The following is a 12,448-nucleotide window of genomic DNA, read 5'->3' as shown; positions in this document are numbered from 1 at the left end:
GCTGGGCCGCTACAGACCCCGGCGCTTGCGGGCCCTGCGCACCAGCGCCGCCGTACCCAGCAGGGCCACGGTCGCTCCCGCGCCGGCCGCCGTCGCGGCCTCCGTACGGCCGAGCCTGCGGCCCGCGACCGTATGGCGGCCCGCGACCTCCTCCAGCAGTTCGGCGAGCACCTCTTCGTTCGTCCAGCGCGGGCGCCAGCCCGCATCGTGCAGCCGGGCGCCGGAGACGACCCAGGGGTGCATCGTGTACGCGAGGTCGCCGGCGGGCGAGGGCGTGAGGCCCAGCCGGTGCAGCCGGGAAGCCGCGCCGAGTGCGACGGCCGAAGGCAGCTCCATGCGGCGGATGCCGGTGAGCTCCTCGACTTCCTCCTGCTCCAGCCAGCCGTCGCAGCCGACGGCCATCTCGCCGTCGGCCTTCTCCAGCACCGCGAACTCCAGCGCGCTGACCAGGTCCTCGACATGGCAGAACTGCCAGCAGGGGCGGGAGTCGGCCACGACGAGCAGCCGGGGCGACTCGAAGTAGCGAGTCAGAGCGGTGTCCATGCCCGCGCCCACGAGCACCGAGGGGCGCACGACCGTCACGTTGAGCCCCGGGTGGGCACGGGGCGCCCGGCGTGCGAGCCGCTCGATCTCCAGCAGGTCGCCGACGGCGGTCGCCTCGGCCGTCGCCCGCAGTTCCGCGTCCTCGGCGAGCGGCACGTCGTTGTCGGGCAGGGCCCCGTAGACCATCGTCGAGGTGCACAGGATGACGCGGTGGACGCCCGCCGCCGCGGCCGCGGTCAGCACCGTCTGGGTCCCTCGTACGTTGAGGGCGGTACGGGCGGTGGGATCGGTCTCCAGGTCGAGATCGAGGGCGAGATGCACGAGGACGTCCACGGCGTCGCCGTCGTTGCGCAGCCGGTCGGCGATCGCCGGATCACGCACGTCGAGGGTGTGCCACTGGGCCTCGCTGACCTCGCCGCGGCGCTCGTCCAGCGCGATGACCCTCTTGATCTCCTCCGATGCCGCGAGCCGCTCCGTCAGCAGCGCGCCCACTCCTGACGCTGCGCCCGTGACGGCGACGGTCGGGGTTCGCGCTGCGCGAACGTTGCTGTCGGAGGAACTCACCAGTCGTCTCCAGCGGTTGTTTCTGGTAGGAGGTGCGCAAGCTCCATCCTGCCTGACAGGTGTCTAGGCTGGAGGTGGAGCCCGCGTCACCCAAGCAGGCTCGCCCGTGTCCCGATTGGTCCGCTTCGACCAGTCGAGGCATCCAACGTAGTCCACGTGCTCGTGTCCGCGAGCCGACCGCCGGGCGGGGCACCACCCGGGCCGCGAGGCCCAGGGGGAGCACCCTCCGCGAGACCCGCACGACCGTACGAAGAGCCACGAGACCCACACGACAGAGCCGAGGAAACCCGTGAGTGACACCCCATTCGGATTCGGCGTACCTCCCGAGGAGCCCGAAGACGGGGACGACGGCAAGAAGAAGGGCGACGGCGCGGACCAGCGCGGCCGGGGCGGTCAGGGCGACCGCAGCGGCGGCAAGGGCGGCCAGGGCGGCACCCCGAGTCCCTTCGGCTTCGGCGGCGGCACCGGCGGTTCCGGCGGCCAGGGCGCCGACAACCCGCTGGCGGCGATGTTCGGTTCGCTCGGCGGCGGTCAGGGCGGCATGGACCCGAACGACCTGGGCGCCGCGTTTCAGAAGCTCGGCCAGATGCTCTCGTACGAGGGCGGGCCCGTGAACTGGGACATGGCCAAGGACATCGCGCGGCAGACCGTCGCGGCGGGTCCTCCCGGAAGCGACGCCGCATCCGAGTCCCCGGGGACGGGCACCAAGGACGCCAGCATCGGCCCGTCCGACCGCTCGGCGGTCGAGGAGGCCGTGCGCCTCGCCGACCTGTGGCTGGACGGTGTGACGTCCCTGCCCTCCGGCTCCACCACCGCGGAGGCCTGGAGCCGGGCGGAGTGGGTGGAGAACACGCTGCCCGTGTGGAAGGACCTGGTCGATCCGGTCGCGGAGCGCGTCGGCGCGGCGATGGGCGACGTACTGCCCGAGGAGATGCAGGCCATGGCCGGCCCGCTGCTCGGAATGATGCGTTCCATGGGCGGGGCCATGTTCGGTACGCAGATCGGGCAGGCGCTGGGCGTGCTGGCGGGCGAGGTCGTCGGCTCGTCGGACATCGGGCTGCCGCTCGGGCCGGACGGAAAGGCCGCGCTGCTGCCCGCGAACATGTCCGCGCTCGGCGAGGGCCTCGGCGTCCCGCAGGAAGAGGTGCGCCTGTATCTCGCGCTGCGCGAGGCCGCACATCAGCGGCTCTTCATGCACGTGCCGTGGCTGCGCTCGCACCTCTTCGGCGCGGTCGACGGCTACGCGCGCGGCATCAAGGTGGACACCAGCAAGCTCGAGGACGTCGTCGGCCAGTTCGATCCGCAGAACCCCGAAGAGCTCCAACAGGCGCTTCAGCAGGGCATGTTCCAGCCGGAGGACACCCCCGAGCAGCGGGCGGCGAAGGCACGGCTGGAGACCGCTCTCGCGCTCGTCGAGGGGTGGGTCGACGCCGTCGTGCACGCCGCGGCCGAGCCGCACCTGCCCTCGGCCTCCGCGCTGCGCGAGACGCTGCGCCGGCGCCGGGCGTCGGGCGGTCCCGCCGAGCAGACCTTCGCGACGCTGATCGGGATGGAGCTGCGTCCGCGACGGCTCCGTGACGCCTCGCGGCTGTGGGCCTCGCTGACGGACGCACGCGGCGCCGACGGCCGCGACGGCCTGTGGGCGCACCCCGACATGCTGCCGACGGCGGACGATCTCGACGACCCGGACGGCTTCGTCCACCGCGAGAACGTGGACTTCTCGGAGCTGGAGTCGCTGCTCGGCGACGCGGCGGAGGGCGAGTCCACCGGCGGCGGGGACGGCCAGAGCGACGAGGACCGCCGGGGCGAGGGGCGCAACGAAGGCGACGAGGGCGACGGCGACGGCGACGGCGACGGAAAGAAGCCGTGACCCTGCACGAGAGCGCCACCCGGACCCTGACGGAATGGCCCGCCCCGGCTGACGACGGCCAGGAGGGCCTGCGTCGCGACTACCTCGCACACCTCCGTACCCACGAGGACGGCATGTGGAAGGCGTGCGCCGACGGTCACATCACGGCGAGCGCCCTCGTGGTCGACCCGTCGGCCGGCCGCGTGCTGCTCACGCTCCACCGCAAGCTGCACAGATGGCTTCAGATGGGCGGTCACTGCGAGCCGGAGGACGCCAGTCTCGCCGCGGCCGCGCTGCGCGAGGCGACGGAGGAGTCCGGGATCGACGGGCTGACGCTGCTGCCGGGCGGCCCTCTCCGTCTCGACCGCCATCTCACGCCGTGCGCCTGGCACTTGGACGTGCAGTACGCGGCGCTCGCCCCCGAGGGCGCGCTGGAGAAGGTGAGCGAGGAGTCGCTGGAGCTGCGCTGGTACGGGTACGACGACGTGGCCGCGGCAGCCGACGAGTCGGTCGTACGGCTCATGGAGCGCACCCGTGCGCTCGTCGGGGGCGGGCAGCGCTGAGAGCGCCGTACGCCTCCTCGTCCGCCTAGTCCTCCAAGTCCTCCTGCTCCTCGCGCGCGGCGGGGAGATGGGGCAGCCGCTCGGCGGCGACGGCCCCTTCGAGGAAGCCGCGCGCCCGCTCCGTACGGGGATAGGCGTCGAGCAGCTGCCAGAAGCGCGAGCCGTGACCCGGCACCAGCAGATGGGCCAGCTCGTGCAGGAGCACGTAGTCGATCACGTACTCGGGCATGCCGCGCAGCCGGTGCGAGAGCCGGATGCTGCCCTCGGCGGGGGTGCACGACCCCCACCGGGTGTTCTGGTTCGTCACCCAGCGCACGCTGTGGGGCCTGGCCCGGCCGTCGAGATACTGCTCGGAGAGCCGGGCGGCGCGCTCGGCGAGTTCGGCGTCGCCGAGCATGCGCTTGCTCTCCTGGGCCGCCAGCTTGTCGAGCATGACGCCGACCCAGCGCCGCTCCTCGTCCCTGGACATGCGGGCGGGGATCATCACGACGGTGCGGTCGCCCTCGCGGTACGCGGAGACGGTGCGTCTGCGTCGCGCGCTGCGACGCACTTCGACCGCCGGCTGGCTTGCGCTGTTCAGCGGGTCGGCGGACACGCTTCGACGTTACCCGCTGATGGGAGCGGAAGTCCCACCTCCGGTCGGGTTCGCGGCAATCGCCCCATATGTGTTCGCTTCATATGACTGCTTCCCGAGGCTGTGGATAACTTTCGTCGGGCTCCGGCTCGGGAATCGCATGCTGTCCGAGGCAGCGGGATCGATGGAAAACACGGAAGAACGGGGCGGCAGCATGCATCCGATGATCAAGCCGGCACTGCGGCGTGCGTGGCGCGACAGGCAGACGGTGCAGTACGGCGTGGCACCGGCGCACGCGGTGCTGCTCGGCCCGGTGGACAACACGACGGCGGCGTTCTTGGAGTCGATGGACGGCACCCGCTCTCTTGTGCAGCTGCGCGAGGAGGCCGGCCGGCTGGGGCTGCCAGAGGGGACGACGGAGCAACTCGTCGACGGGCTCGCCTCGGCAGGGGTGCTCGACGACGCCACGGCGGACCGTGAGGCCGCGGCCGGCGTGGGAGACAGGCTCCGGCCCGATCTGGCCTCCCTCTCGGTCGTGCACCGCGGGCCGGGAGAGGGGCTGCGCAGGCTCGTGGCCAGGCGGGAGGCGTGCGTGCAGGTGCGGGGCGCGGGCCGGGTGGGCGCCCAAGTCGCGTCGACACTGTCCGCGGCGGGTGTGGGCGAGGTCGCGGTCGTGGACGGAGGCCGCGTCGAACCCTGGGACACCGGGCCGGGCGGTATTCCGTCCGACGACTGCGGCGAGCGGCGGGACGTGGCCGCGCGCAGGGCTGTCTCCCGGGCGCGGCCCTGGCGTTCACGGCCACGGTCCCGCTCCCGGTCGCGGCCGAAGCTGAGGCTCGTGGTGTTCGCGCCGCGCGACGGGCTCGACGCCTACGCGCCCGACCCCGGAGCCGCGGAGGGGTTCGTCGGAGCGGGCACTCCGCATCTGTACGGCGGGGTGGTGGAGAGCACGGGGTTCGTCGGGCCGCTGGTGACGCCGGGGCGCTCTCCGTGCGCCGGCTGCATACTGCGCAGCCGGGCGGAGGGTGAGCCGAGTTGGCCTCTCGTGGTGGGTCAGTGGCGCATGTCGGCGAGACGGCGGTCGGGGGTCGCGGCATGCGACTCGGCGCTGGCGACGGTGGTCGCGGGGGCCATCGCCTCCTACGCCCTCAGCTTTCTCGACGGCGACGGGGCCTGCTCGGCCGGATACCGGATGCGGTTCGCGCTGCCGCATCTGATCGGCAGCGCCGAGCAGTTCTCGGCCCATCCCGAGTGTCCGTGCGGTGCCTCTTCCGTGACTGCGGATCGCCCGCCCTCGGCTAGGGCCGCCGAAGAGGTCACAATGGCCTGACGGCCGCCGTTCGCGGTGCGCTCTGGCCGAGCCGTCTGGAAGTTGGAGGGGCCATGTCTGATCTTCCGCGTAAGGCAGTGACGCGTACCGCCAAACTGGCTGCGCTGCCGCTGGGGTTCGCCGGGCGCTCCGCGTGGGGGCTCGGCAAGCGGATCGGAGGGCTCTCCGCCGAGCTCGTCGGCCACGACCTTCAACAGCGCACAGCGGAGCAGCTGTTCAAGGTGCTGGGCGAACTGAAGGGCGGTGCCATGAAGTTCGGGCAGGCGCTCTCGGTCTTCGAGTCGGCGCTTCCCGAGGAGATCGCGGGGCCGTACAGGGCGACGCTCACCAAGCTCCAGGAGGCCGCTCCGCCGATGCCGACCAGCACCGTCCACGAGGTGCTGGCCGAACGGATGGGCGAGGAGTGGCTCGAACTCTTCGTGGAGTTCGACGACATGCCGTCGGCGGCGGCGTCCATCGGCCAGGTGCACCACGCCGTCTGGCACGACGGACGCGAGGTCGCGGTGAAGGTGCAGTATCCGGGCGCGGGCGAGGCGCTCGTATCGGATCTCACCCAACTCGGCCGTTTCGTCCGCATGCTGGGCCCGCTGATCCCCGGCATGGACATCAAGCCGCTCGTCACCGAGCTGCGGGACCGGGTCACCGAGGAGCTGGACTACGGGCTGGAGTCGCAGGCACAGAAGGTCTACGCGGAGGAGTTCGCCGAGGATCCTGACGTGGTGATCCCGGACGTCGTCTACCAGTGCGAGCAGGTGCTGGTGACGGAGTGGATGGACGGAGTGCCGCTCGCCGACGTCATATCGGAGGGCACGGAGGAGGAACGAGACCGTGCCGGGCAGCTGCTGGCTCGTTTCCTCTGCTCCGGAACGGCGCGTACGGGGCTGCTGCACGCGGATCCGCATCCGGGCAACTTCCGCCTGCTGCCGGCCGAGGAGTCCGCGGACGGGCAGGGCGAGTGGCGGCTGGGCGTGATGGACTTCGGCACCGTGGACCGGCTTCCGGGAGGGCTGCCGCCCGTGATCGGTACCGCGTTGCGCATGGTCATCGACGGGGAAGCCGACGCCGTCTACGAACTGCTGTGTTCGGAGGGCTTCGTCAAGGACTCGATCGAGCTGGAGCCGTCAGCGGTGCTCGACTATCTGGTGCCCGTCATCGAGCCGGCGCGAGCGGAGTCGTTCCGCTTCCACCGGGGCTGGATGCGGGAGCAGGCCGCCCGGATCGCCGATCCTCGTTCTCCGGCGCACCAGTTGGGCAAGCAGCTCAATCTGCCTCCGTCGTATCTGCTCATACACCGCGTGACGCTGAGCACCATCGGTGTGCTCTGCCAGCTCGGGGCCACGGTACGGATGAGGGAGGAGATGGAGGCCTGGGTGCCCGGCTTCACCCCGGAAGCGGACGACGGTGAGGACGGCTCGCCCGCCACCGCGGAGACCTCTGCCTGAGGCAGGCTCACCGGGCGGGAGCCTCCGGTTGGAGCGGAGCCGGTCCGGCCGTGCCCGCTCGGCGCGGGCCTTCTGGCCGGGCCCGCCGACATTTGTGCGCCGCAACGGCGGAGAGCCGGGGCGGGCCGCCCCGGCTCTCCGGTTCTTCACTGCATGACCGCCATTGCCAGCGCTCTGCGGGCGCGAAGTGAAGCGCGCTCCGCACGGCGCTGAAGGCGACGGGCCGATGTGACGCGCAGCGCCCTGCGTTCGGACTCGGCCTCGTGCAGGCGGTGATTCATATGGGCTCGGGCCAGGGATTCTGGCATGAGTTGCATTTGTCGTGTCCTGTTCTGCGGCGAGGTGTTCGCCTCGCTACCAGAGTGGTTCGGAATGTCGGAGTCGGCTGTCATCGTCGGGCCTGGCTTCGGAAGGGGACGCTGCGGATCGCGCGTCGTCGGGCGGTCGATCGTGCCTGCGCTGCTCATGCCGTGACCGGGTTCTTGCGGGGACGGCCACGCGGACGCTTCCGGGGCACGACCACGCCCTGGACGAACAGCTCGCCTCCCCAGACACCCCAGGGCTCGCGGCGGTCCTTGGCACCGGCGAGGCAGGCCTCGCGCAGCGGGCAGGTCTGGCACAGCGTCTTCGCGTACTCCACGTCGGCCGGGGCCTCGGCGAAGAAGACCTCCGGGTCGTAGGAGCGGCAGGGCACGGTCACACCGAGTCGCTCGATGGCTTCGTCGAGCTCTGTGAGCGTGATCAGCGGGGCGGTCACGAGATCCTCCGTGGTGGCATCAGGCGGCATCAGGTCTGTCGTGGGTGACGGGGTGTGCGTTTCGGGGTGCACTGCCGGTTCCTCGTCTGTCGATGTCTGTTGTCTTGTCGGCCCGGCTGGTGGCCGGGCGGGGGCAAACAGAAGGGCCGCGGATCCCTGTGTGGGTTCCGCGGCCCTGGAAGGTGCCGACCTGATCTCGCGTATCAGGCTGGATCTCTCCAGGGTTCGAGCCCACGGAAGGCCCACATCGGGTTGTGCTTCGTCTTCTGGCTGCCATCGCCGACACCAGGGGCCGCGAGCGCAAAGGCGTAGGCCGCTGCCGGCGCCACTGCTGCCGCTACCTCGTGTGCCGTCGCCGGTCGCTCGTCGGCGCCGGGAACGACGCGGGACAGACCCGTCTCGTCGACCCGGGAACCGAGCAGGCAAGAGGAGACGACCGAGCGGTCGGTCATCTTGGTGGTGTTAATGAAGTCGATCACTGGGCTCGCCTCCCTTCGGCGACTCGGGGGACCGGCCGGAGCCGATCCGCAAACGTGCAAGAGTCAGTACAGCATGGATGGGTTGGAGCGGAAAGCCCCCGCCCTGTCCACGTCCGGAAGGCTATGGGGCTCCGGACGGCGCGCGCAAACTATTTTTCCGCCGTCTCCCAAAAAGCTTCCGGGCCGGTTTCGGGCGCGGCCGCCGCAGGGCCTTCACCGGGCCCGTCAGCCGGAGAAAGTGAAGTCCCGCCGCGCTCCTGCCCGTTCAGTCAGTCGCTCCGGCTCCAGTGCCGGCCCCGGTGGCGTTCCCGGCCGCGGTCTCCGCCTCCGCCTCCTCGCCGCCGTCCTCGTCGGAGGACGCCGGGTCCTCGCCCGCGCACAGCGCGAGGACGTCGGCCCCGAACCGCTCCAGCTTCCGCCCGCCCACGCCGGAGATGCGCGCGAGAGCCCCTTCGCCGTCAGGCACCGCCTCGGCGATCGCCATCAGCGTCTTGTCGGTGAAGACGCAGTACGCGGGCTGGCCCAGCTGCTTGGCGCGCTCCGAGCGCCACTCGCGCAGCCGCTCGTACAGCTCCTCGTCGAGATCCGAGGGGCAGCCCTCGCACCGCATCAGCTTCATCTCGCCCGGATCCGTCAGCGAACGCCCGCACACCCGGCAGCGGACGGGACCGCGCCGCTTGCGTCCGCGCCCCCCGGAGGCTCCGCCGCGCTCGATCCCGCCACGGCCCCCGGGCGAGCCCGCCCCAGCGGCCGACGTGCCGGGCCGGAGCCCGTTGAGGAACCGGCTCGGGCGGCGCCCGCCACGGCCCCCGGGCGAACGGGACAGCGCCCAGGAGAGGTTGAGATGGAGGCGGGCACGCGTGACCCCCACATACAGCAGGCGCCGCTCCTCCTCGATCTCGGCGTCCCTCTTCGCGTGGGTGATGGGCAGCATGCCCTCGGTGAGCCCGACCAGGAACACCGCATCCCATTCGAGGCCCTTCGCCGAATGGAGCGACGCCAGGGTGACGCCCTCGACGGTCGGCGCGTGCTGGGCGTTCGCCCGCTCGTCCAGCTCCGCCACGAAGTCGGAGAGCGTGGGCTCCTCCCCGCCCGCCGCCGCGCGCCCCGCGGAGAGTGCCTCAGCCAGCCGGACCAGAGCCATCAGGGACTCCCACCGGTCGCGAACGGCGCCCGAGCCCGCCGGAGGCTCGTCGCTCCAGCCCTTGCCGCTGAGGACTGCGCGCACCTGGGAGGGCAGGCCGACGGCATCGTCGAGCAGGGTGTCGTTCCCGCCGAAGCGGGCCGCGCTGCGCAGCGCCACGCCCGCCTCCCGCACCTCGGGACGTTCGAAGAACCGCTCCGCCCCGCGGAGTTGATAGGGCACACCGGCGTCGACGAGAGCCTGTTCGTAGATCTCGGACTGGGCGTTGATGCGGTAGAGCACGGCGATCTCGCTGGCCGGGACCCCCGAGTCGATGAGCGCGCGGATCCGCTTGGCGGCACCCTCCGCCTCGGACGGCTCGTCCGCGTACTCCGTGTAGACCGGCTCCGGGCCGGGCTCACGCTGCGAGATCAGTTCCAGGCGGTGCTCGGCGGTGCGGCCTGCGGCCTGGGAGAGCAGGCCGTTGGCGAGATGGACGACCTGGGGCGTCGAGCGGTAGTCACGCACGAGCTTCACGACCGTCGCCTGCGGGTGGCGGGCGCGGAAGTCGAGCAGGTGGTCGGGGGTGGCGCCGGTGAAGGAGTAGATGGTCTGGCTGGCGTCGCCGACGACGCACAGGCTGTCCCGCTCGCCGAGCCACAGCTCCAGGAGGCGCTGCTGGAGCGGGCTGACGTCCTGGTACTCGTCGACGACGAAGTGCTGGTACTGGGCGCGGACCCGCTCGGCGATGTCCGGACGGTCCTGGAGGACGCCGACCGTCAGCAGCAGCACGTCCTCGAAGTCGATCGCCGAGCGCTCGCGCTTGAGCTGCTCGTAGAGCCCGAAGACCTTGGCCGTCTCGGCCGGGTCGCGCGGCGGGACACGGCCGGACTTGGCGAGCATCGCCGGATAGTCCTCCGGCACCGTCTGCGTCACCTTCGACCACTCGATCTCGCCGGTGAGATCCCTCAGTTCACTGCGGTCGAGCCGGAGCCGGCAGCGGGCCGCGGCCTCCGCGACGAGCTGCACCTTGCGCTCCAGCAGCCGCGGCAGCTCACCGCCGACCGCGCGCGGCCAGAAGAACTGGAGCTGCCGCAGCGCCGCCGAGTGGAACGTGCGGGCCTGCACCCCCTCGGCACCCAGCTGCCGCAGCCGCCCGCGCATCTCGCCCGCGGCCCGGTTGGTGAATGTGACTGCGAGCACACTGGCGGGCGGCAGGATCCCGGCCCGCACTCCGTACGCGATCCGGTGGGTGATCGCGCGGGTCTTGCCCGTGCCCGCTCCCGCGAGCACGCACACCGGGCCGTGCAGCGACGTCGCCACCTCGCGCTGCTCGGGGTCGAGCCCCTCCAGCACCGCGTCCGCATCGCGCGGCGGCCCCGCGAACGCATCCTGATCGGGGTGGGAGAAGAGAGTGGAGTCAGTTGCTGCTGTCACCCCGCCATGCTGTCAGGTCGCAAGGGACAGAGGTGACGCTTGTCCACAGCCGGGCCCGGATCGTCATACGACACTCAGCGACGCCCCCGGACCCTCACGAACCCGCCGCGGCCCGGGAATGGTCCGGCCCGTTCACGCGTTCCCCTGTCACCAACGGACGCGAAGGAGCGCAGGACCCATGACGGGAAACGTGACGATGTACAGCACCACGTGGTGCGGCTACTGCCGTCGGCTGAAGGGCCAGATGGACCGCGCGGGCATCCCGTACACCGAGATCAACATCGAACACGACCCGGAGTCCGCCGACTTCGTGGAGAAGGCCAACAACGGCAACCAGACCGTGCCGACGGTGCTCTTCCCCGACGGGTCCACGCTGACCAACCCCTCGCTGGCCCAGGTCAAGGAGAAGGTCGGCGCCTGACGCGGCGTACGAGCCCGGCCCGGCGTATGGGCCGCCCCGCCCGGGGCCTCAGCGCCCGGGCCGGGGCAGCGGCTCCCCGTACCAGCGCTCCACGAGGCGGGACGCGATGGAGATGCCGGACGGCGGGAGCACCTCGCCGGAGGCGAACGCCTCCTTGAGGTCGTCGCGGGAGAACCAGCGGGCCTCCTCGATCTCGTCCCCGTCCACGCGGATCTCCGGTGACGTGGCACGCGCCATGAAGCCCAGCATCAGGCTGGCCGGGAACGGCCACGGCTGGCTGGCCACGTACTCGACGCCGCCCACCGCGACGCCCGCCTCCTCGGCGACCTCCCTGACGACGGCCGCCTCCAGCGACTCCCCCGGCTCGACGAATCCGGCCAGCGTCGAGAAGCGGCCCTCGGGCCAGTGGATCTGACGGCCCAGCAGTGCCCGGTCCTTCTCGTCGGTCACCAGCATGATCACGGCGGGGTCCGTACGCGGGTAGTGCTCGGCGCCGCAGGCGGGGCAGCGGCGCACATGTCCGGCCGCGGCGATGACGGTCCGCTGGCCGCAGCGCGAGCAGAAGCGGTGGGTGCGCTGCCAGTTCTCCAGGCCCACGGCGTGCGCCATCAGCTCGGCGTCGCGCGCGGAGAGCAGCACTCCGGCCTCCCGCAGGCCGGCCGGGCGTGCGATGTCGTCCATGCGGCCCGGCAGCGAGTCCTTCTGGAGCGCGAAGTAGCGGACGCCCTCGTCGTCGACGCCGAGGAAGTAGCGGTGGGCCTCGGTGAAGGGCGCGTCGAACGACGGCATCATGACCAGCTCGGTGCTGCCCTCGTCGTCGTCCTCGACCAGGGCCTGTCCGCCGGAGACCACGAACACTCGCGTCGTCGGGTGGCTCCAGGCGGCCGCCAGCCACGCCTCGTCCATGCGGTGATGCGCGGCACGGTCGATGCCGCCGGTCGGGGCGAGGGCGATGGGGCGGTCCGCGCCGGTGCCGGCTGCGGCCGAGTCGGTCCGAGTGGTCACGTCAGCTTCCTATTCCTCCTGCGACGGCACTGCGGGGAGTGCGTGAGTGCGTGATTCGGTGCTCAGGTGCTCCGCGCGCCCGGGGTCGGCGCTCCGTCGCTGCTCCAGGCTCCGGTGCTCCGCGAGATCGCACCAGAGGCGGGCGGCGGTCCCGGCGCTCTTCGCCGGCAGATCCGGTTCGGCCGGCTCGTCCGGCTCGTCCGGCTCGTCCGGCTCATCCAGCTCGTCCGACTCATCCAGCTCGTCCGGCGAGTTCCGGACGTCCTGCGGTACGGAGACGCCCGCCCGCGCCAGGCGGGCCCGCTGCCCGAGACGGACGGGATGCGCGGCCACTCCACGAGGTCGTCGAGGAAGGCGGCCC

13 protein-coding genes are annotated in these 12,448 nt (G+C 71.9%); 5 read left to right on the top strand and 8 right to left on the bottom strand.

Going from position 1 to position 12,448, the window contains the following annotated elements; all coding sequences use genetic code 11:
• Positions 1–9: 9 nt before the first annotated feature.
• On the bottom strand, positions 10–1,107 hold the full coding sequence (locus QQM67_RS03265; protein ID WP_314171975.1) for an SDR family oxidoreductase: 1,098 nt from the start codon (positions 1,105–1,107) through the stop codon (positions 10–12).
• 289 nt (positions 1,108–1,396) lie between these two features.
• Here QQM67_RS03265 and QQM67_RS03260 point away from each other — a divergent pair, with 289 nt between their 5' ends.
• Together QQM67_RS03260 and QQM67_RS03255 are read left to right on the top strand one after the other, a co-directional pair.
• Positions 1,397–2,977, top strand: coding sequence for a zinc-dependent metalloprotease (locus QQM67_RS03260; RefSeq protein ID WP_314171974.1), 1,581 nt, complete (start codon positions 1,397–1,399; stop codon positions 2,975–2,977).
• Positions 2,974–3,519, top strand: coding sequence for an NUDIX hydrolase (locus tag QQM67_RS03255; RefSeq protein ID WP_314171973.1), 546 nt, complete (start codon positions 2,974–2,976; stop codon positions 3,517–3,519). Before QQM67_RS03260 ends, QQM67_RS03255 begins: the two co-directional genes overlap by 4 nt.
• Positions 3,520–3,544: 25 nt before the next feature.
• Here the strand turns inward: QQM67_RS03255 and QQM67_RS03250 are convergent, their stop codons facing one another.
• On the bottom strand, positions 3,545–4,114 hold the full coding sequence (locus QQM67_RS03250) for a M48 metallopeptidase family protein (RefSeq protein ID WP_314171972.1): 570 nt from the start codon (positions 4,112–4,114) through the stop codon (positions 3,545–3,547).
• A 202-nt stretch (positions 4,115–4,316) separates the two neighbouring features.
• Here QQM67_RS03250 and QQM67_RS03245 point away from each other — a divergent pair, with 202 nt between their 5' ends.
• On the top strand, positions 4,317–5,423 hold the full coding sequence (locus QQM67_RS03245) for a ThiF family adenylyltransferase (RefSeq protein WP_314171971.1): 1,107 nt from the start codon (positions 4,317–4,319) through the stop codon (positions 5,421–5,423).
• Between the two features lie 53 nt (positions 5,424–5,476).
• Positions 5,477–6,865, top strand: coding sequence for an ABC1 kinase family protein (locus QQM67_RS03240; RefSeq protein ID WP_314171970.1), 1,389 nt, complete (start codon positions 5,477–5,479; stop codon positions 6,863–6,865).
• Positions 6,866–7,011: 146 nt separating this feature from the next.
• Here QQM67_RS03240 and QQM67_RS03235 read toward each other — a convergent pair whose 3' ends face one another.
• The 4 genes from QQM67_RS03235 to QQM67_RS03220 form a co-directional block, all read right to left on the bottom strand.
• Positions 7,012–7,332, bottom strand: a complete 321-nt coding sequence (locus QQM67_RS03235; RefSeq protein WP_314171969.1) for a hypothetical protein — start codon at positions 7,330–7,332, stop codon at positions 7,012–7,014.
• Positions 7,329–7,694, bottom strand: coding sequence for a WhiB family transcriptional regulator (locus QQM67_RS03230; protein WP_314171968.1), 366 nt, complete (start codon positions 7,692–7,694; stop codon positions 7,329–7,331). Before QQM67_RS03230 ends, QQM67_RS03235 begins: the two co-directional genes overlap by 4 nt.
• 131 nt (positions 7,695–7,825) lie before the next feature.
• A complete protein-coding gene (locus QQM67_RS03225; protein ID WP_314171967.1) occupies positions 7,826–8,101 on the bottom strand; it encodes a hypothetical protein in 276 nt (91 codons plus the stop codon).
• 265 nt (positions 8,102–8,366) lie between these two features.
• Positions 8,367–10,661, bottom strand: coding sequence for an ATP-dependent DNA helicase UvrD2 (locus QQM67_RS03220; RefSeq protein WP_314171966.1), 2,295 nt, complete (start codon positions 10,659–10,661; stop codon positions 8,367–8,369).
• Between the two features lie 178 nt (positions 10,662–10,839).
• Between QQM67_RS03220 and QQM67_RS03215 the strand changes: the two genes are divergently transcribed.
• The gene (locus tag QQM67_RS03215; protein ID WP_169134056.1) at positions 10,840–11,082 is read left to right on the top strand and encodes a mycoredoxin; all 243 of its coding nucleotides are present in this window, start codon (positions 10,840–10,842) and stop codon (positions 11,080–11,082) included.
• A gap of 48 nt (positions 11,083–11,130) precedes the next feature.
• On the opposite strand, the gene nudC is transcribed toward QQM67_RS03215, so the two are convergent.
• Together nudC and QQM67_RS03205 are read right to left on the bottom strand one after the other, a co-directional pair.
• Complete coding sequence (gene nudC, locus QQM67_RS03210; protein WP_314171965.1) at positions 11,131–12,087, bottom strand: NAD(+) diphosphatase; 957 nt, start codon at positions 12,085–12,087, stop codon at positions 11,131–11,133.
• 9 nt (positions 12,088–12,096) lie between these two features.
• A complete protein-coding gene (locus tag QQM67_RS03205) occupies positions 12,097–12,420 on the bottom strand; it encodes a hypothetical protein (protein WP_314172250.1) in 324 nt (107 codons plus the stop codon).
• Positions 12,421–12,448: the final 28 nt, after the last annotated feature.

Origin of the sequence: Streptomyces winkii, assembly GCF_032248595.1 — a bacterium.
In the GTDB taxonomy this organism is placed as follows: domain Bacteria; phylum Actinomycetota; class Actinomycetes; order Streptomycetales; family Streptomycetaceae; genus Streptomyces; species Streptomyces winkii.
This window is presented reverse-complemented; position numbering and strand designations above follow the sequence as displayed.

Bases quoted from the DNA above. Each gene is read 5' to 3' on its own strand.
- QQM67_RS03240 (WP_314171970.1), top strand. From the start codon at position 5,477: ATGTCTGATCTTCCGCGTAAGGCAGTGACGCGTACCGCCAAACTGGCT.
- QQM67_RS03215 (WP_169134056.1), top strand. From the start codon at position 10,840: ATGACGGGAAACGTGACGATGTACAGCACCACGTGGTGCGGCTACTGC.
- QQM67_RS03245 (WP_314171971.1), top strand. From the start codon at position 4,317: ATGATCAAGCCGGCACTGCGGCGTGCGTGGCGCGACAGGCAGACGGTG.
- QQM67_RS03235 (WP_314171969.1), bottom strand. From the start codon at position 7,332: ATGAGCAGCGCAGGCACGATCGACCGCCCGACGACGCGCGATCCGCAG.